Origin of the sequence: Winogradskyella sp. PG-2, from assembly GCF_000828715.1 — a bacterium.
Lineage (GTDB): Bacteria > Bacteroidota > Bacteroidia > Flavobacteriales > Flavobacteriaceae > Winogradskyella.
The window spans coordinates 2,081,316-2,099,218 of the sequence record NZ_AP014583.1; the positions used below are offsets into that span (position 1 = coordinate 2,081,316).

Consider the following 17,903-nt stretch of genomic DNA (forward strand, 5'->3'; position numbering starts at 1 on the left):
TAATGGCGAACAGCATGTGACCATAAAAAAAATAAATATAAACACATGAAAAGATTTTCAATCATAATTTTAGTATTTACAGTATTATGGTCTTGTCAAAATAAGGAAAATATTATTGTAACTACAGAAGATTATCATGCTTCCGTTGATAAAGTAACACAAGTTATGGTTCATGATATATTCTCACCTCCTGTAGCAAGTAGAGTTTTTGCATATCCTAATATCGCTGCTTATGAAATTATGGCTTCAAAACATTCTGACAATAATTCTTTAGTAGGACAAATTGCCCAACTTACTAAAATACCGCAACCTAAAGATACTACGAATCTAAATTTTGAATTAGCTGCACTTGTAGCACACATGGAATTGAGTAAACGCTTAATCTTTTCTGAGCAGATGGTAGAACAATTTAGAGATAGTTTGTATACAAAATGGGAAGCTATAAATTCTAAGCAATTTGAAATATCTAAAACATATGGTGAAGAAGTAGCTGACTTTATTGGTGAGTGGATGGATACTGATAATTACAAAGAAACGAGAACCATGCCTAAGTTCTCTGTCTTTTCTGATGATCCTTCACGTTGGCAGCCAACACCACCTGCTTATATGGATGGAATAGAACCACATTGGAATAAAATACGTCCATTTACTTTAGACTCAGCAGCTCAGTTTAAACCCGTTCCACCACCAAGTTTTTCTATGGATAAGGAATCTGATTTTTATAAGGAGTTAGAAGAAGTTTATGCTATTAGTAATGAAATAACAGAAAAGGGTGATACCTCCGAAGAATTACAAATTGCACAATTTTGGGACTGTAACCCATATGTTTCAATTACCAGAGGGCATTTAATGTTTGCGACTAAAAAAATTACACCTGGTGCACATTGGATAGGAATTACAAAGATTGCTTGCAGAAAAAGCGACTATGATATGATGAATACTATAAATGCATATACTAAAACGTCTTTAGGTATTTTCGAAGCATTTATTAGTTGTTGGGACGAAAAATATAGAAGTAACCTAATAAGGCCAGAAACACTTATTAATAAACATTTTGATGATAGCTGGAAATCTATTTTGCAAACTCCACCATTTCCAGAATATACAAGTGGTCATTCGGTAGTATCTGGATCTGCTTCGACGGTTTTAACAGCTATTTTTGGAGATAATTTTCAATTTGATGATGATACAGAAATACCTTATGGTTTACCTGTAAGATCTTATCAATCTTTTGATAAAGCAGCAGATGAAGCAGCTATAAGTAGGCTTTATGGAGGTATCCATTACAGAGCTGCAGTAGGGATTGGTTTACAGCAAGGAAGAGCATTAGGAGATTTTGTGGTCGATAAATTAGAAATTATAGCTAAAGGTAAATAATACAATAGAGCGTAAATGACTAAAAAAATAATATGGACAGCCTTAATAAGTGTAATTATTGCATTAGTGATTTACTTATTCATTTATCCTGCTGATTATAAAGTAACCTTTGAAGCTAAAGCACTTCCAGGTACTATAAATCAAACACTAAAAGTTTGGAATACTGAAGTTGATGGAGAGATACAATCTCAAAGAGGCATAAATAATATGGAGCAACGTATTGCATTTGGGGATTCAATTCATATATATAATTGGTCTTTTAAAGCTTTAAATGATTCAACATCGTCAGTTACAGTTCATATAAAAGATGAGAATAATAGTCTTCAAAATAGATTGCGAAAACCGTTTTTTGATATTCCAATACAAAAGCAATCAGCGAAAACAGTAACAAACTTTTATGAGTACTTAAATGACCATTTAGATAATTTCAAGGTTACTTATGAAGGCGAATCAGATTTAAAATCTACGTTTTGTGCTTATGTGCCTCTTAAAGGGAAGCAATCTGATAAAGCAAATGGTATGATGCAGAATTACACGTTATTAACTAGTGTTATGGCTAATAATAATGTCGAGCTTAATGGTCCACCTTTTGTTGAAATAACTCATTGGGATATTGAAAAAGACAGTATAAACTATAATTTTTGTTTTCCAATAATTAGATCTGAGAAATTGCCAACACACACTATAATAAAATACAAACGCATATTTGCAAAAAAGGCATTAAAGGCAACCTACAACGGAAATTATATCACATCGGATAGAGCCTGGTATACCTTAATGAGAAAAGCAAAAGACTTAAATAAAGACATCCAATTAACTCCCGTTGAGTATTTTTACAATAATCCAAACTTTGGCGGTAATGAGATAAATTGGAAAGCAGAAATATTTATGCCAATAGAATAGTAATGGCAATTTATGATAGGAGATAAACTAACATATCATTCAAATTTCAAAAAAAATAATAATGAGATCATCTCTGAGTTAAAAGAAAAATTCTTACAAAAAAAACGAATTTGCATTGCTGTTGCTGGTGAATCTGGAAGCGGAAAAACGTCTCTGGCTTATGCTTTATTCCTAGATCTAGAGAAAGAATTAGGCATTAAAGGGTTTACATTTCATGGTGATGATTATTTTCGTTTACCACCTAAAGATAATCATAAACAAAGATTAAATGATATTAATAATGTTGGTACAGTTGAGGTAAACTTACAGTTATTAGATCAACACATTGCTTCATTTTTAGATGGAGATGAAAGATTGATAAAGCCTTTAGTCAACTACGGTGAGAATACAATAAGTGAAGAAATTATCTACCCAAGTGTTTATGATTTTTGTATTGTAGAAGGGACTTACACTATGCTTTTAGAAAAACCTTCATATAAGGTGTTCATAGAGGATTCATATAAAGATACAAAGCTGAATAGAGCTAACAGAGCAAGAGATATCATGAACGATTTCAATGAACAAGTTCTTGAAATTGAGCATAACATAATAAAGAAACAAATCAAATTTGCAGACTTAACTGTAAAGAACAATATCTAATAGGATTGTATATCCTATATTTTAAGTCTTAGTGTTAGTAAATAAGATTTGTTGCTTTAAATTTTAAATCAGACTAATATGAAACATTCATTACGTAAAAACAACTATTTTCTAAGTTGATGTTATGAATATTCCATGTGACTATATTAACTTATAAATATTAACACATGAAACTAACTAAACCAAGATTATCGTTTTGGCAAATCTTCAACATGAATGTTGGATTCTTAGGAATTCAATACAGTTTCGGTTTGCAACAAACAGCTATCAACCCAATCTTTTTATATCTAGGTGCACCAGAAGATATGCTACCTATTTTAAATATTGCAGGTCCAGTAACAGGATTAATTGTACAACCTATAATAGGAGCGATGTCAGATAAAACCTGGTCTAATCGTTGGGGAAGAAGAAAACCCTATTTTTTAATTGGAGCATTATTAGGTAGTCTATGTCTATTTGCATTTCCGCATAGTCCAATATTATGGTTTGCGGTGGGTTTATTATGGATTTTAGATGTTGGTAACAATATGGCTATGGAACCTTACAGAGCATTTGTTGGTGATAAATTACCAGAAAAGCAATTAAGCTTAGGTTATCAAATGCAAAGTCTTTTTGTTGGAGCTGGAATACTTTTAGCTAATGGTTCAATTATTTTGTTTCAAAAATATCTTGGGGGTGATTCTGTCGAAGTCGCTGGTAAAATCCCTCAGTGGTTGTATTATTCATTTTATATCGGTAGTATTCTTTCAATTACAACGATATTATGGTCTGTTTTAAAAACACCAGAAATTCCACCTTCAGAAGAAGAATTAAAAGATATTAATCACATCAAAAGTCTTCCGTTTAGTAAGCGCTTATCACAGCCCTTTCAAGAAATCGCGCACGCTATAAAGCATATGCCAAAATTTATGTGGAAAATTGGAGCCGTATATCTTTTTCAATGGTATGCACTATTTATTTATTGGCAATTCATCACACCATTGTTTAGACAGACCTTAGGTTTTTCAATTTCTGAAGCAGGTGCACAAGCTGCTAAAATGAGTACTACATACAATATTGTTACGATGGTTATAGCATTGGCATTGGTGCCTCTAACATTACGTTATGGTGGTAAAAAAATATACGCTTACAGTTTAATAGGCACAGCCTTAGCATTATTCACGATTCCTTATATTTCTGACCCAACAATGGTATTAGCTCCAATGATACTTTTTGGTATTGGTTGGGCAGCTATGATGGGTATTCCATACACCATGGTTTCAAAAGTTGTTTCTCAAGAACGGCGTGGTGTTTATATGGGTATTTTAAATATGATGATTGTTATACCAATGTTTATACAAACTTTAACATTCGGTCCAATTTACAAGTATTTATTAGGGAATAATGCAATAAATGCCATGCTATTTGCAGGTGCATTTTTTGTTATGGCAGGTGTATTAGCAATGCGTTTAAATGTGCCAAAGCCCACTGAAGATTCTGAATTTGAAGTGTCACAAGAGTAATAATTAAATGAGTTAGGTATGAAAAACTTAGGGATTAAATTATCATTATTTTTAAATTATTTCGTTTTTGCTTTTTTACTTAATAGTGTTGGCTCAGTTATTTTGCAGGTTCAAAGAGCATATGATATTGAAAAAGATACGGCAAGTCTATTAGAAGGTTTTAAAGATTTCCCTATAGCTATTGCTGCATTTATTCTAGCGTCTTTTTTACCAAAATTAGGCTTGAAAAGAGCCATGCTATCTGGTTTATTGATTGTTTCAATATTCTGTTTTCTAACGCCTTTTTTAAATGAGTTTTGGTATTTTAAATTACTTTTTGTCGCTATAGGTATTTCATTTGCTTTAATAAAAGTTTCTGTATTTGCTACAATTAGTTTAATTACAAATAATGAAAAAGAGCATAGCAGTTTCATGGGTATTTTAGAGGCTGTTTTTATGGGAGGAATATTACTTGGGAATATTCTTTTTAGCTTCTTCATTGATGATGATAACCCTAAATCAGAACATTGGTTGAACATGTATTGGTATATGGGTGGCTTATCTTTGGTAGCTTTTTTTATTTTAATTACAACAAAGTTTGACGAAAGCAAATCTAAAATTGAGAAGCGTTCTTTTAAGGAAGATTTTATTGAGATGTTTAAAATAGCTCTGAAGCCATTAGTCTTAATTTTTATTGTTAGTATATTTCTTTATGTACTTATTGAGCAAAGTTTCCAAACTTGGTTTCCAACATTTTATGAGAGTATCCTTAATACACCTGCGAGTATGGCTATTCAAGCTGGTGCCGTTCTTGCTGGAGCAACAATGATCGGGCGTTTTATTGGCGGTATTATTCTGAGTAAAGTTAAGTGGGTTTATGTATTAAGTATTTGTTTAATTATGGTAGCAATTATTGTTATGCTGGCATTACCTCTTGCAAATTCAGTTTCAATAGATAATGAGATTTCATGGTTAAGTGCTCCGCTGGTAGTTTATTTAATGCCATTAATGGGTCTATTTATAGCTCCAATATACCCTACTTTAAATTCAACAATTTTATCATCACTTCCGAAGCATATGCATAGTTCCATGGCTGGTCTAATAGTGATTTTTTCTGCTTTGGGAGGAACTACAGGTTCAATGATTACTGGAAATATTTTTAAAATCTATAGCGGAACTACAGCATTTTATTTTTCACTAATACCAATTGTAGCAATTTTTATTATTATTTGGATTTTGTATAGAGCTATTTCAAAAAATTAATTTTAATGTAACAAATTATTGATGGTATTTATATTGAACATTGAAGAAACCCTCCAGAAATTACTTCAACAAGAAGACACAGATGGTGATAAAAAAATAACCATTGAGGATAATGGACCAAAAGCTTTTAAATTAACTTCTACAGAAGGAAATCAAACAACTATAAAAGGAACATATCAACTTTCAAATCTTTTACAAGAGTTGGTTATTCAAAAGCAACAGGGTAAAACTGAAGCAATAATAGATTTTCAGAATATTGATGAGTTACCAGCGAATAGAATCTCTAGAATGATTAGAGATTTTTATTGGAAAGGATTGACTAGACGTATGGATAAATCAGGAATTGAGGCATTAATTTCAGATACTAAAAACGATAGTTTAACAGCCAAAACACTTCCAGTATATATTCCGTATTCTGACGATTTAGCTTTTAATTATTACAAGGATTTAGAAACTGACCTTCCAATCAAAGCCATTAAATTGCCTAAGGACATCACACCAGATTTTGTGAAGTCTATAAATAATGCGCCTGGTATTTTAAGTTTAAAATTAGAGAATAAAAATGGTGATATAGAAGGCGTTCCTTTTGTGGTTCCCGGAGGTCGATTTAATGAAATGTACGGTTGGGATAGCTATTTTGAAGCTGTTGGTTTACTCTGTGATGGAAAGGTTGAACTTGCCAAAGCTATGGCTGATAATTTTCAATATCAGATTGAACATTATGGTAAAATCTTAAATGCGAATCGGAGCTACTATTTAACCCGAACACAACCACCTTTTTACACGAGTTTGATTTCTGAAGTTTTCGAAGTCACTCAAGATAAAGACTGGTTAGCGAGCCATTTAAAAACAGCAATAAAAGAATATGAAACGGTTTGGATGGTTGAAGGCAAGCGATTAACTTCAAACGGGTTAAATCGATACTATGCAGAAGGAATTGGTTTTCCACCAGAAACGGAAGAAGGTCATTTTGACGAAGTCTTAGAATCTTATGCAAAATCACATTCACTTACAATAAAAGAATTTGTTGCAGACTATCAGTCAGGTAAAATAAAAGAACCAAACTTAGATATCTACTTTACACACGATAGAAGTTTAAGAGAATCTGGCCATGATACCTCTTGGCGTTTAGATGATGTCTGTGCAGATTTAAATACAGTTGCTCTCAATAGTTTATTATATAAATACGAATCTGATTTTGCCTATCTAATTGATACTTATTTTGATTGTGTTTTTGAGGGTTATCATGGTGCATATTGGTATACAATTGCTCATGAAAGGCTAGAGCGAATGTATAAGTTCATGTGGAATGAAGATAAAGGGCAGTTCTTTGACTATAATTTTAAAATGGAAGAGCAATCACATTTTGAAAGCGCCTCTAATTTTATTCCGCTTTGGACAGGAGTAAATAGTGAAGATGCAAAAAAAATGGTCGATTCATTAATGGCTCAGCTCAAAGAAAAAGGTGGCATTGCTGGTACATCTAGAGCAATGAACGCTAAACTTCCTGAAAATGCAATTCAACGTCAATGGGATTATCCTAATGGTTGGGCTCCACACCAAATGATGGTTTGGAGAGGGTTAAAAATTCAAGGTTTTCAGGACGAATTACAAGAATTAGTCTATCGTTGGTTATATATGATTACTAGGAATGCAGTAGATTATAATGGTACAATTCCAGAAAAATATGATGTTGTTGCTGCAACGCATAAGGTTTTTGCGGAATACGGAAACGTAGGTACAGATTTCGAATATATTACACAAGAAGGTTTTGGCTGGATGAATGCCTCTTTTCAATATGGACTACAATTATTAAATCAAGATTTAATTCAACGGCTTAATAACTTAGAAACACCAGAATCAATATTCAAATTATAATATGAAATCATTACAACTCATTTTATCTAATAAACGCTACTTCTCAATTGTGTGGGTCTTTAGTTCATTAAATATAATGATTGGAACATGGGTATTATATATTCCTCAGGTAAAAAATAAATTACAATTAGACGATTCTCAAATAGGATTTGCCTTGTTCTGTTTGGCGTTGGGCTTATTGTTTTTTATTCCTGTAGTACCGTTGATTACCAAAAAGATTGGAATAGGAAAAGCAACATTTTTTGGTATATGTATTTTTAGTGTCGCTTTCATTGGTCCATTAATTGCCCCAACATACGTAATGTTATGTGTCTCTCTTTTTTTAGTTGGCATCTTTTCAGGATTAACAGATATAGCCATGAATACCGTAGTATCTGAAATGGAGAAATCAGATGAGGTGAATTTTATGTCTGCTGCTCATGGTTTTTTTAGCTTAGGAGGAGCCATAGGTGCTTTAGTTGGTTCAGTTTTAATTGGTGTTTTTGATTCACCATTATATCACGTTATGATTATGACAACTTTTGTTATAATTACAAACCTACTTTTATTTAGACAGTATTTTAATATAAGAGAAGTAGAAGAGGTCTCTGAAGAAAAGCAAAAGCTTCCTATGAAATTACTAAAACCATTAATAATTCTTGGGTTTTTAGCTATGGTAATTATGGGTAATGAAGGAGCGATTGAGCACTGGAGTTCAATTTATTTAACTGAAGTTGTAAAAGTATCTTCAGAAAATTTGGCAGGTTTAGGATTTACCGTTTTTTCTATAATGATGACTATTGGACGTTTTTTTGGTGACGGAATTAGCGCAAAAATAGGCTCTGATAAAATAGTAATACTAGGCTGTACTTTAGCAGCCGTAGGATATGTATTTGTACTTCTAAATGGACTTATTTTAACAGTTTTAGGCTTTGGTATTATTGGTCTTGGTTTATCAGTTATCATTCCAGAGCTGTTAAGAATTGCCGGAACAACAAAAGGAATTGCAGCTTCGAAAAGCATTTCGTTCGTTTCTGGTGTAGGTTTTGTCGGATTTTTAGTTGGTCCAGTAATATTGGGTTATATTTCAGATAGTTTTAGTTTAAAAATGAGCTATGTGTTTTTATTAAGCATTACTTTGTTAGCAACTTGTATTGCTGTTTTTAAACTAAAAGCGAAATAAGTACCAAAAACAATACATGTTTAATAGAAAGGCACAATTAGAAAAGCTTAAGGCGACAGCTCAATTTGATATTATAGTCATTGGTGGTGGTGCCAGCGGATTAGGTATTGCTGTAGATGCATCATCTCGAGGGTTTAAAGTCGCTTTGTTTGAATCTCATGATTTTGCAAAAGGTACATCAAGCAGAAGCACAAAGTTAGTGCATGGTGGAGTACGATATTTGGCACAAGGAAATATTAAATTAGTTACTGAGGCCTTAAGAGAAAGAGGTTTGCTTCAAAAAAATGCTAATCACTTATTCAAAAGACAGGCATTTTTAATACCGAGTTATACGCAGCTAAATAAATATTTTTATGGAATAGGATTAATTGTGTATGATTTATTATCTTTAAGAAAATCAATCGGTGGCTCAAGAATCATTTCTGCAAAAAAGGCTATTAGTAGAATAGTAAATCTTAAAAAGCATAAACTTAAAGGAGGGGTTACCTACTTTGATGGGCAATTTGATGATGCCAGATTAGCATTGAATTTAGCGCAAACAGCATGCGAGTCTGGAGCTATTATTCTAAATCATTTTAAAGTAACTGATATGCTTAAAGATGATGAAGGTAATCTCACCGGAATTGCTGTCACTAATACCGAAACGGATGAAATCATTAAGGTAAAATCTAAGGTAGTTATAAATGCTACTGGTGTATTTTCTAATAAGATTTTAAAACTTGCAGGTCGCAAAAAAAAGAGTCTCAAAATAGTACCTAGTCAAGGTATTCATTTGGTTCTAAATAAGTCGTTCTTGGATGGTGAAACGGCATTAATGGTGCCTAAAACAAGTGATGGACGTGTTTTATTTGCGATTCCTTGGCATAATAAAGTGGTGGTTGGTACAACAGATACTCCTATTAAAAAGCCAAGCTATGAACCTAAACCTTTACAGGAAGAAATAGATTTTATTTTAGAAAATGCTTCAGAATATCTTATAAAAAAACCCAACAGAAAAGATGTGCTATCCGTTTTTTCAGGATTAAGACCTTTGGTTGCACCAGAAGGTGATAAGAGTAATACCAAAGAAATTTCAAGAGGGCACAAAATTATACATTCAGAAAGTGGATTACTCACCATTGTTGGTGGTAAATGGACAACCTACAGAGAGATGAGTGAAGATGTAGTTAATGAAGCTATTATAACTCATAATTTGCCCAATGTAAAATCTAAAACAAGAGTATTACCAATTCATGGGAATCTAAATGGGACTGATAGAAAAGATCTAGATAAAAACCTATGGTTTTATGGAAGTGATGCTACCGCATTAGAGCAACTAATAAATTCAGAAGATAGTTATAGAGAACAGATCCATCCTAATTATCAATTTAATACAGGTCAGGTGATCTGGGCTGCAAGATATGAAATGGCAAGAACTGTTGAAGATGTGCTTGCAAGACGAATTAGATTGTTGTTTTTAGATGCACAAGCAGCTATGGAATGTGCTGAAACAGTTGCTGGTATTTTACAAAAAGAATTAGGAAAATCTGATTCGTGGAAACTTAATCAAATAGAAGAATTTAAGAACCTAGCGCAAGGCTATTTAATTTAAAAGATATGTCTCAACAACTCATTCTGGCACTCGATCAAGGTACAACATCTAGCAGATCTATTGTTTTTGATGCAAGTGGAAACAACATTGCTTCATCGCAACAAGATTTTGAACAAATTTTCCCTAAAAATGGTTGGGTTGAGCACGATCCTGAAGCCATATGGCAATCGCAATTAAAAACTATAAACGAAGTACTTTCAAAAGATGCTTATAAAATAAAAGATATTTCTGCAATTGGTATTACCAACCAACGCGAAACTACCATAGTTTGGAACAGAAAAACTGGCGAACCTATTTATAATGCTATTGTTTGGCAAGATCGAAGAACAGCTGCTTTTTGCGATCAGTTAAAAGCTAAAGGCTATGCTGAAGACATTCAAGAAAAAACAGGATTAATCATAGATGCTTATTTTTCTGGATCTAAAATTAAATGGATATTAGATAATGTGCTTAAGGCTAAAGATTTGGCTGAAAAAGGCGAATTGTGCTTCGGTACAGTAGATACATGGCTAATCTTCAAGCTAACAAAAGGCAGCGTCTATGTTACGGATGTTAGTAACGCATCACGTACCATGATATTTAATATTCATACACTGAAATGGGATAAGGAATTGCTAGAGTTGTTTCAGATTCCAGAAGCAATGCTTCCAGAGGTAAAGTCGTCATCTGAAATATATGGCTATGCAGAATTGTTTGGTGAAAAAATTCCAATTGCAGGAATCGCAGGTGATCAACAAGCTGCGCTTTTTGGTCAACTATGTACAAAAAAGGGCATGGTAAAGAATACTTATGGTACAGGCTGTTTTCTATTAATGAATACAGGGAAGACACCAGTAATATCTCAAAATCAATTATTAACGACTATAGCTTGGCAAATCAATGGTAAAACGCAATATGCTCTAGAAGGTAGTGTTTTTGTTGGTGGTGCCGCTGTTCAATGGCTAAGAGATGGATTGAATTTAATTGATGATGCCAAAGATATTGAGGTTCTTGCCAACAAAGTGGATGATAGTGACGGAGTTATTGTTGTGCCTGCGTTTACAGGTTTAGGCTCACCTCATTGGGATCCTTATGCCAGAGGTAGTATTCAAGGTATTTCGCGAGGGACTAATAAATCGCATTTAGCAAGAGCTACTTTAGAAGGTATTGCATTGCAGGTTTATGATATAGTCAAAGCGATGGAGAATGACGCTAATATGCATTTAAAAGAATTGAGAGTAGATGGAGGTGCTTCAGCAAATAATTTGCTATTACAAATACAATCAGATATTTTTAATTGTGATGTTGTAAGACCGACAAACTTAGAAACCACTGCTCTAGGTGCTGCTTATTTAGCAGGTTTAGCAGTAGGTGTGTTTAAGAATAAAAAACAAATTCGTAAGCAGTGGCAAAAAGACAAAACATTTACTCCAAATACCAATACCGAAAAACAATTAAAATTAATTGCACAATGGCATAAAGCTGTTAACCGCAGTAAAAATTGGGTTGTAGAATAGTTCATTATTAACTTAATTCGTATATTGAAAATTATATTTATTATTAATTATTATAAAATGAAAAAGTATCTAAATCTAAGTATTCTTGTATTGACAATAACTAGTTTTACACTATTTAATTGTGGTGGAAAAGAAGAGGAAAAAGAAGAAAAAACAACCTATGACTTTAAAAAGGATAAAAGCACTAAAAAAGATACTAATCTAGCAATTTTAGGTATTATTGGTGATGACAACATGCAATTTAATAAAAAAGAATTGCGAGTAAAAGCGGGTCAAAGAGTAAAACTTACTTTAAAACACAATGGTAAAATTGATGTCAATATTATGGGGCATAATGTTGTGATACTTAAAAAAGGAACTGATAAGGCGGCTTTCGCTGCTAAGGCTGCAATAGCTAAGGATAATGGTTATATACCTGAAGGAACAGATGAAGTTATTGCGCATACTAAAATGATTGGTGGTGGACAAATTACTACTATTGAATTTGATGTCCCAGAAGTAGGTGAATACGATTTTATTTGTAGTTTCCCAGCGCACTTCGCTTTAATGCAAGGGAAATTTATTGTAGAGTAAGCGTTAATAATTTAGAAGTTGGAAGCATTTTTATAAGCCTCTATTACTGATAATTCGCCTTTTTTGCCATCGATAGAGTTGCCATGTTCCATCCCTAATATTCCCTTGTACCCTTTATCATAAATATGTTTAAATACATTTTTATAATTGATTTCTCCAGTAGAAGGTTCGTTACGACCTGGGTTGTCTCCAATTTGGAAATATCCAATTTCGTCCCAAGTGGCCTCAATATTTGGAATTAGGTTACCTTCTTGAATTTGTTGATGATATATGTCGAAAAGAATTTTACAAGAAGGTGAATCAACTGCTTTGCAAATTTGATAAGCTTGGGGGGACTCACTCAAAAACAATCCTGGATGATCCCTAAAATTAAGAGGCTCTAATACCATCACTATACCATGAGGTTCAAGTAAGCTTGATGCTTGCTTTAAACTTTCTATTACGTTTGCTGTTTGATAATCATCATCTAGTCTTAAATCGACATGACCAGGAACTACAGTCATCCATTTGGCATTAATGCGTTTGGCGACTTCAATACTGTTTTTAATATCGTCAAGAAATTCTAATCTATAGGTCTTATCACCACTTGCAAGATTAGGTTTGTCCCAATATATTTTGTGAGCGACAAATACACCCATCCTCATGTTTAATCCTTGCATCAATGATGAAATAGCCTTTTGTTCATCAATAGGTCGATGCCTCATTTCGTTATCTTCATATGAACGAAAACCCATTTGATGCATGAAGCGAATTTGGTCGAATAAGTTTTCACTCGCATGTGCTTTGAACATACCTTCATGAGGCGCAAAATCGAGTTTAAAATGATCTGGTTTTTGCGAAGAACTAGCAAAAACTCTCGAAGGGATTGCGCTAGTAGCGGCAACTGCTAGTGCAGTGTTTTTTATAAAATTTCTGCGTTGCATTATAAAGACCAGGCTTTACCACCAGTTAACTCTTGTAAATCACCACATTCGTAAGTTGATGGAATTGGATCGTATGGCATTACGTTTTCACCAATTTGCTCATTGGTTCGGTACGCATTTATAGTCAACCATTTTAGATTATTTAACAACTCATTTTTGGTAGGCTTAATATATTCTTTAGTCCCACTTATAGCATTAGCATGATCACTCCAAGGTTTTATAGGATTTGCTTCGCGTTCTTCATCAATTTCATCTTCAACTAGCATATACTTATCTAAAATAGCCTTGTAATCTTCGGGCGTTTTTTCATCTAAATTTTCAGCATCACCTTTTAAAATGTTAAGAATTTCAGAAAATGTTGAACGCATGTTTTTTTGTTCGTGTTCATCCATAGTTTCCGATACATATTTGTCAATAAATTCAATGACATTTAGCTCAGAAGCTGCAGGTAATGTTTCAGTTTTAGGTAATATAATATCAACAACATTGCTTGTGAAATTAGTTTCATCTACATTAAAAAAGACAGGCTTCCATCCTTCAGGTGTAGAAGTGCAACTCTGTAATAAACTAATTAAAGATGGTGTTACAACTACAAAACCAGTTGCTAAGCCTAAATTTTTAAGTGCTTCTCTTCTATTCATAATTAATAAGGATTAAGCGTTATTTTTTTTAAATTCCTTTGTGGCATGGTCTACTGCTCTCGCTGTAAAAGCCATATAACCTAAAGAAGGATTATGACATGCAGCTGAAGTCATGAAAGCTCCATCGGTAACATAAACATTTGAACAGGCATGTATTTGATTCCATTTATTTAAGACCGAGGTTTTAGGGTCGTCTCCCATACGAGCAGTACCCATTTCATGAATACCTAGTCCCATAACGTATTTATCTCTGTTATCAAATCCAACTACATTTTTAAAGCCTGCATTTTCGAGCATTTCTATACCTTGTGCAACCATATCTTTACGCATAGCGTTTTCGTTTTCACCAAATTCAGCATCAAAAGTTACAGTTGGTAAGCCCCATTCATCAAGTTTTTCGTAATCTAGATACATGCGATTTTTATGATCTGGTAAAGTTTCTCCAAAACCAAAAAGTACCATCTGCCATTTACCTGGTTTCATTATAGCTTCAGTTAATTTTGGTCCATATTTTAATTCAGCAACTAATTCTGAAAAATCTTCACGTGAAGCTCCACCTTGGTAGCCATATCCTCTCTTGAAGCTTCCATTATTTGTTTCTCCTCCTAAATTTCTAAAACGAGGTACATAAATACCGTTTGCTCTTCTACCTTTATAATATTTATCATCAAAACCTTCTGCATCTCCAACAGCACCTACGTGGAAATGATGATCCATTATATTATGACCCAATTCTCCACTATCATTTCCTAGTCCATTAGGGAAACGTTCAGATTTTGATTGCATTAAAATAGATGTTGATGCTATAGCAGAAGCACACAAGAAAATTACTTTGGCTTTAAATTCTATTTTTTCTTTAGTTTCAGCATCAATAATACGAACACCAGTTGCTTGCTTTGTGGCATCATCATAAATTACTTCATGTACTATAGAATTTGGTCGTAATGTCATATTACCTGTAGCTTCAGCAGCAGGTAATGTTGATGAATTACTACTAAAATATGCGCCAAAAGGACAACCGCGCATACATCTATTTCTGTATTGGCAAGTACTACGACCATCTCCAGGCTTTGTGCCTTCTGTAATATGGGCAACACGACCAATGGTGAGTACACGTCCGTCATCGTAGTTCTCCGAAATGTTATCTTTTAAGTGTTCTTCAACACAGTTAAGATTCATTGGTTTTAAAAGTTTTTGATCCGGAAAATGTTCCAAACCTAAGTTTTCACCACTGACACCAATATATTCTTCTACGTAGTCATACCATGGTTCAATATCTTTATAACGAACAGGCCAATCTATAGCAACACCATCTTTTTTGTTTGCTTCAAAATCAGTATTACTTAAACGATAACTTTGCCTTCCCCACATGAGTGAACGACCACCTACATGATAACCTCGCATCCAATCAAATCGTTTATCTTCATTATAAGGGTGCTTAAGATCGTCAACAAAGAAATGTTGTCTTGCTTCATGTGTTGTATAACCAGTTCGGTTTTGCTTAAATTTTCTACGTAGTGTATCTGTCGTGGGTTTTCCTCCATTTGGTAAATCCCAAGGGTCAAGATTTGCTGTCGGATAGTCTTCTCTGTGTTTTACCATTCTACCTCGTTCAAGAACCAATGTTTTTAAGCCCTTTTCGCATAATTCTTTTGCTGCCCATCCTCCAGAAATTCCTGTGCCTACAACAATAGCATCATATTCTGTTGTTTCTACTTTAGTGTTGTTATTCATAGTCTTAATTTAATCGATATCGTGAAATTGATAATATTTTTCCAATAAATTTGAGAAAAAATCAAAAATTATCAAATATATTTTTTGAAAACAGAAAATTAGCTATTTTGCATGGTATAATTGTTTAAAATTTTTCAGTGAAAGTAAACAAACAAGAAATTGGGCCTTATGAAGTGGATGGCGTGGTCTATCATGCAGACACTTGTTTGCCTTTAATTGATGCTCACGACAGGAATAAAATAAAATTTAAGGCCTTAGCGCGCCATACGTATCCAGGTGATCGATTAGATGATAATACCTTAGGGTTAAATAGTATAGGCTATTGGGATGCTAATGAACCTCAGGATTGGGGTTTAGATTGGCACAGAAATGAAGGTATAGAATTTCATTTTTTAGAATCGGGTACAATGCCTTATTCTCAAGAGAATAAGGAGGTTGTGCTAACTCCAAATCATTTAACTATTACTAGGCCTTGGGAGGCTCATAAGGTTGGTAATCCTAATATAGGAATGGGCAAGTTTTATTGGGTGATTATTGATTTAGGTGTAAGACGTCCGCATCAAGAATGGGTTTGGCCAGATTGGATTACTTTAACAGAAAGTGATTTAAAGCAGTTGACTAACTTTTTAAGACAGGATGAGAAATCCATATTAAAAACAGATCAGCGCATACGCGATTGTTTTAAACGTATAAATAGTGCTGTAAATACAGATAAGAAGGGTAGTAATGCTTCGCGAATACGTTTACTAGTAAACTATTTATTGATTCTGATTTTAGATTTGTTAAAGACAGAAGATATTGTGCTTGATGAATCTTTGATAGATAGTTCGAGAAGTGTTCAGTATTTTTTAAAAGAATTAGATAAAAATTTATCTGAAGATTGGACTATTGAGCGTATGTCCCGTAGCGCAGGTGTTGGTCTTACTAGATTCACACATCACTGTAAGCAGCTAACAAACCTTACTCCAATGCGGTACCTTACTATGCGGAGATTAGAAATGTCTAAAAAAATTCTTATTGAAAACCAAGCTTTAACGGTTGGAGAGGTGGCTTATTCATGCGGATTTACTAGCAGTCAGTATTTTTCTACGGTATTTAAAAAGCACGAAAAGTGTTCGCCGAATGAATTTAGGAAATTACGTCAAATAGATTTATCTCTAACAGCTTATCCTGAAGTTTAGATAATTTTGTTTAAATTCTTTCACTGAATAAAAGTAAACATCGAATCTTATCTAATTGATTATTTTTCAATTCTAACACAAATTACAATATAACTAATGAAACATTATTTAACTATTCCGATCATTTTTTTATTGCTAGCTACTTTAAGCTGTAAAGACGATAAAAACGAACAAGTAAAGCAAGATGACAAGATCAAAGAAATGAATAATGAACAATTTTTTAAGCTATCCTTGGCGCAGTGGTCATTGAATGAAAATATTAGATTTCAAGGTATGGATCCTTTTGACTTTGCAAGAATTGCTGATTCTTTGGAATTTGAAGGCTTAGAATATGTAAGTCAGTTGTACAAGCCCTTCTATGAAAAAAATGGTATTGACGCATTAGTTAAGAAGTTAGCCGAAGAGAGTAAAAAATACAATCAAAATAATATTCTTATAATGGTTGATAACGAAGGTGATCTTGCAGACCCAGACGAAGCTAAACGTGATGAAGCTGTAGAATTACATAAGAAATGGGTAGATGCAGCTGCTGCATTAGGTTGTCATTCCATCAGAGTAAATACTTTTGGAACTAATGACCCAGATATTTGGCATAATGCAGTTGTGGATGGTTTAAAAAAGTTATCTACTTATGCGGCAACCAAAAACGTAAATGTACTTTGTGAAAATCATGGATGGTTATCATCTGATCCAGATAAACTAATGAAAGCACTTAATGAAGTTAATATGGAAAATTGTGGTACACTTCCAGATTTTGGTAATTGGTGCATAAAACGAAAAGATGGAGAAAATTGGGGAGAATGTGAAGAGGAATATACTGATAAGTATAAGGGAATTGAATTATTAATGCCCAAAGCAAAAGCAGTAAGTGCAAAATCATATGCATTTGATGAAAACGGTAATGAAACTACATTAGATTATGTTAGAATCTTACAAATAGTTAAAGATGCAGGTTATAGGGGCTACATAGGAGTTGAATTTGAAGGTGGTCTGCCTGAAGAAGAAGGAATTGTTTCTACTAAAAATCTATTAATCAGTGCAAACCAAAAACTAAAATAACT

The 17,903-nt window shown here is 33.4% G+C and carries 15 protein-coding genes; 12 read left to right on the plus strand and 3 right to left on the minus strand.

Annotated elements, in window-relative coordinates; all coding sequences use genetic code 11:
* Positions 1–45 precede the first annotated feature (45 nt).
* The 10 genes from WPG_RS09200 (at position 46) to azu (ending at position 12,363) form a co-directional block, all read left to right on the plus strand.
* Positions 46–1,377: a vanadium-dependent haloperoxidase gene (locus tag WPG_RS09200; RefSeq protein WP_045471622.1), complete on the plus strand. Its 1,332-nt coding sequence runs from the start codon at positions 46–48 to the stop codon at positions 1,375–1,377.
* 15 nt (positions 1,378–1,392) lie between these two features.
* Positions 1,393–2,280 carry a transcriptional regulator gene (locus tag WPG_RS09205; protein WP_045471625.1) on the plus strand — a complete coding sequence of 296 codons (888 nt, stop codon included), beginning with the start codon at positions 1,393–1,395 and terminating at the stop codon, positions 2,278–2,280.
* A gap of 12 nt (positions 2,281–2,292) precedes the next feature.
* Positions 2,293–2,919, plus strand: coding sequence for a hypothetical protein (locus tag WPG_RS09210; protein ID WP_045471628.1), 627 nt, complete (start codon positions 2,293–2,295; stop codon positions 2,917–2,919).
* Between the two features lie 167 nt (positions 2,920–3,086).
* The gene (locus tag WPG_RS09215; protein WP_045471631.1) at positions 3,087–4,421 is read left to right on the plus strand and encodes an MFS transporter; all 1,335 of its coding nucleotides are present in this window, start codon (positions 3,087–3,089) and stop codon (positions 4,419–4,421) included.
* An 18-nt stretch (positions 4,422–4,439) separates the two neighbouring features.
* The gene (locus WPG_RS09220; protein ID WP_045471633.1) at positions 4,440–5,663 is read left to right on the plus strand and encodes an MFS transporter; all 1,224 of its coding nucleotides are present in this window, start codon (positions 4,440–4,442) and stop codon (positions 5,661–5,663) included.
* A 21-nt stretch (positions 5,664–5,684) separates the two neighbouring features.
* Positions 5,685–7,541, plus strand: a complete 1,857-nt coding sequence (locus WPG_RS09225; protein WP_045471635.1) for an alpha,alpha-trehalase — start codon at positions 5,685–5,687, stop codon at positions 7,539–7,541.
* A 1-nt stretch (position 7,542) separates the two neighbouring features.
* Positions 7,543–8,703, plus strand: coding sequence for an MFS transporter (locus WPG_RS09230; protein WP_045471637.1), 1,161 nt, complete (start codon positions 7,543–7,545; stop codon positions 8,701–8,703).
* Positions 8,704–8,719: 16 nt separating this feature from the next.
* A complete protein-coding gene (locus WPG_RS09235) occupies positions 8,720–10,294 on the plus strand; it encodes a glycerol-3-phosphate dehydrogenase/oxidase (protein ID WP_045471639.1) in 1,575 nt (524 codons plus the stop codon).
* Between the two features lie 5 nt (positions 10,295–10,299).
* Positions 10,300–11,790, plus strand: a complete 1,491-nt coding sequence (gene glpK, locus WPG_RS09240) for a glycerol kinase GlpK (protein ID WP_045471641.1) — start codon at positions 10,300–10,302, stop codon at positions 11,788–11,790.
* A gap of 57 nt (positions 11,791–11,847) precedes the next feature.
* A complete protein-coding gene (gene azu, locus WPG_RS09245) occupies positions 11,848–12,363 on the plus strand; it encodes an azurin (protein ID WP_045471644.1) in 516 nt (171 codons plus the stop codon).
* 11 nt (positions 12,364–12,374) lie between these two features.
* On the opposite strand, the gene WPG_RS09250 is transcribed toward azu, so the two are convergent.
* Genes WPG_RS09250 through WPG_RS09260 form a run of 3 tightly spaced genes read right to left on the minus strand, consistent with a single transcriptional unit; the run spans position 12,375 to position 15,661 of the window.
* A complete protein-coding gene (locus WPG_RS09250) occupies positions 12,375–13,286 on the minus strand; it encodes a hydroxypyruvate isomerase family protein (protein WP_045471647.1) in 912 nt (303 codons plus the stop codon).
* The gene (locus WPG_RS09255) at positions 13,286–13,927 is read right to left on the minus strand and encodes a gluconate 2-dehydrogenase subunit 3 family protein (protein WP_045471650.1); all 642 of its coding nucleotides are present in this window, start codon (positions 13,925–13,927) and stop codon (positions 13,286–13,288) included. The genes WPG_RS09250 and WPG_RS09255 overlap by 1 nt, the downstream gene beginning before the upstream one ends.
* A gap of 12 nt (positions 13,928–13,939) precedes the next feature.
* On the minus strand, positions 13,940–15,661 hold the full coding sequence (locus WPG_RS09260; protein ID WP_045471653.1) for a GMC oxidoreductase: 1,722 nt from the start codon (positions 15,659–15,661) through the stop codon (positions 13,940–13,942).
* Positions 15,662–15,798: 137 nt separating this feature from the next.
* Between WPG_RS09260 and WPG_RS09265 the strand changes: the two genes are divergently transcribed.
* Positions 15,799–16,842, plus strand: coding sequence for a helix-turn-helix transcriptional regulator (locus WPG_RS09265; RefSeq protein WP_045471656.1), 1,044 nt, complete (start codon positions 15,799–15,801; stop codon positions 16,840–16,842).
* A gap of 96 nt (positions 16,843–16,938) precedes the next feature.
* A complete protein-coding gene (locus WPG_RS09270; protein WP_045471659.1) occupies positions 16,939–17,901 on the plus strand; it encodes a sugar phosphate isomerase/epimerase family protein in 963 nt (320 codons plus the stop codon).
* Positions 17,902–17,903 lie beyond the last annotated feature (2 nt).

Excerpts from the sequence above, each read along its gene's own strand:
- WPG_RS09235 (WP_045471639.1), top strand. The coding sequence starts at position 8,720 with ATGTTTAATAGAAAGGCACAATTAGAAAAGCTTAAGGCGACAGCTCAA.
- azu (WP_045471644.1), top strand. The coding sequence starts at position 11,848 with ATGAAAAAGTATCTAAATCTAAGTATTCTTGTATTGACAATAACTAGT.
- WPG_RS09210 (WP_045471628.1), top strand. The coding sequence starts at position 2,293 with ATGATAGGAGATAAACTAACATATCATTCAAATTTCAAAAAAAATAAT.
- WPG_RS09260 (WP_045471653.1), bottom strand. The coding sequence starts at position 15,661 with ATGAATAACAACACTAAAGTAGAAACAACAGAATATGATGCTATTGTT.
- WPG_RS09220 (WP_045471633.1), top strand. The coding sequence starts at position 4,440 with ATGAAAAACTTAGGGATTAAATTATCATTATTTTTAAATTATTTCGTT.
- WPG_RS09215 (WP_045471631.1), top strand. The coding sequence starts at position 3,087 with ATGAAACTAACTAAACCAAGATTATCGTTTTGGCAAATCTTCAACATG.
- WPG_RS09205 (WP_045471625.1), top strand. The coding sequence starts at position 1,393 with ATGACTAAAAAAATAATATGGACAGCCTTAATAAGTGTAATTATTGCA.
- WPG_RS09225 (WP_045471635.1), top strand. The coding sequence starts at position 5,685 with ATGGTATTTATATTGAACATTGAAGAAACCCTCCAGAAATTACTTCAA.
- WPG_RS09250 (WP_045471647.1), bottom strand. The coding sequence starts at position 13,286 with ATGCAACGCAGAAATTTTATAAAAAACACTGCACTAGCAGTTGCCGCT.
- WPG_RS09270 (WP_045471659.1), top strand. The coding sequence starts at position 16,939 with ATGAAACATTATTTAACTATTCCGATCATTTTTTTATTGCTAGCTACT.
- WPG_RS09230 (WP_045471637.1), top strand. The coding sequence starts at position 7,543 with ATGAAATCATTACAACTCATTTTATCTAATAAACGCTACTTCTCAATT.
- glpK (WP_045471641.1), top strand. The coding sequence starts at position 10,300 with ATGTCTCAACAACTCATTCTGGCACTCGATCAAGGTACAACATCTAGC.
- WPG_RS09255 (WP_045471650.1), bottom strand. The coding sequence starts at position 13,927 with ATGAATAGAAGAGAAGCACTTAAAAATTTAGGCTTAGCAACTGGTTTT.
- WPG_RS09200 (WP_045471622.1), top strand. The coding sequence starts at position 46 with ATGAAAAGATTTTCAATCATAATTTTAGTATTTACAGTATTATGGTCT.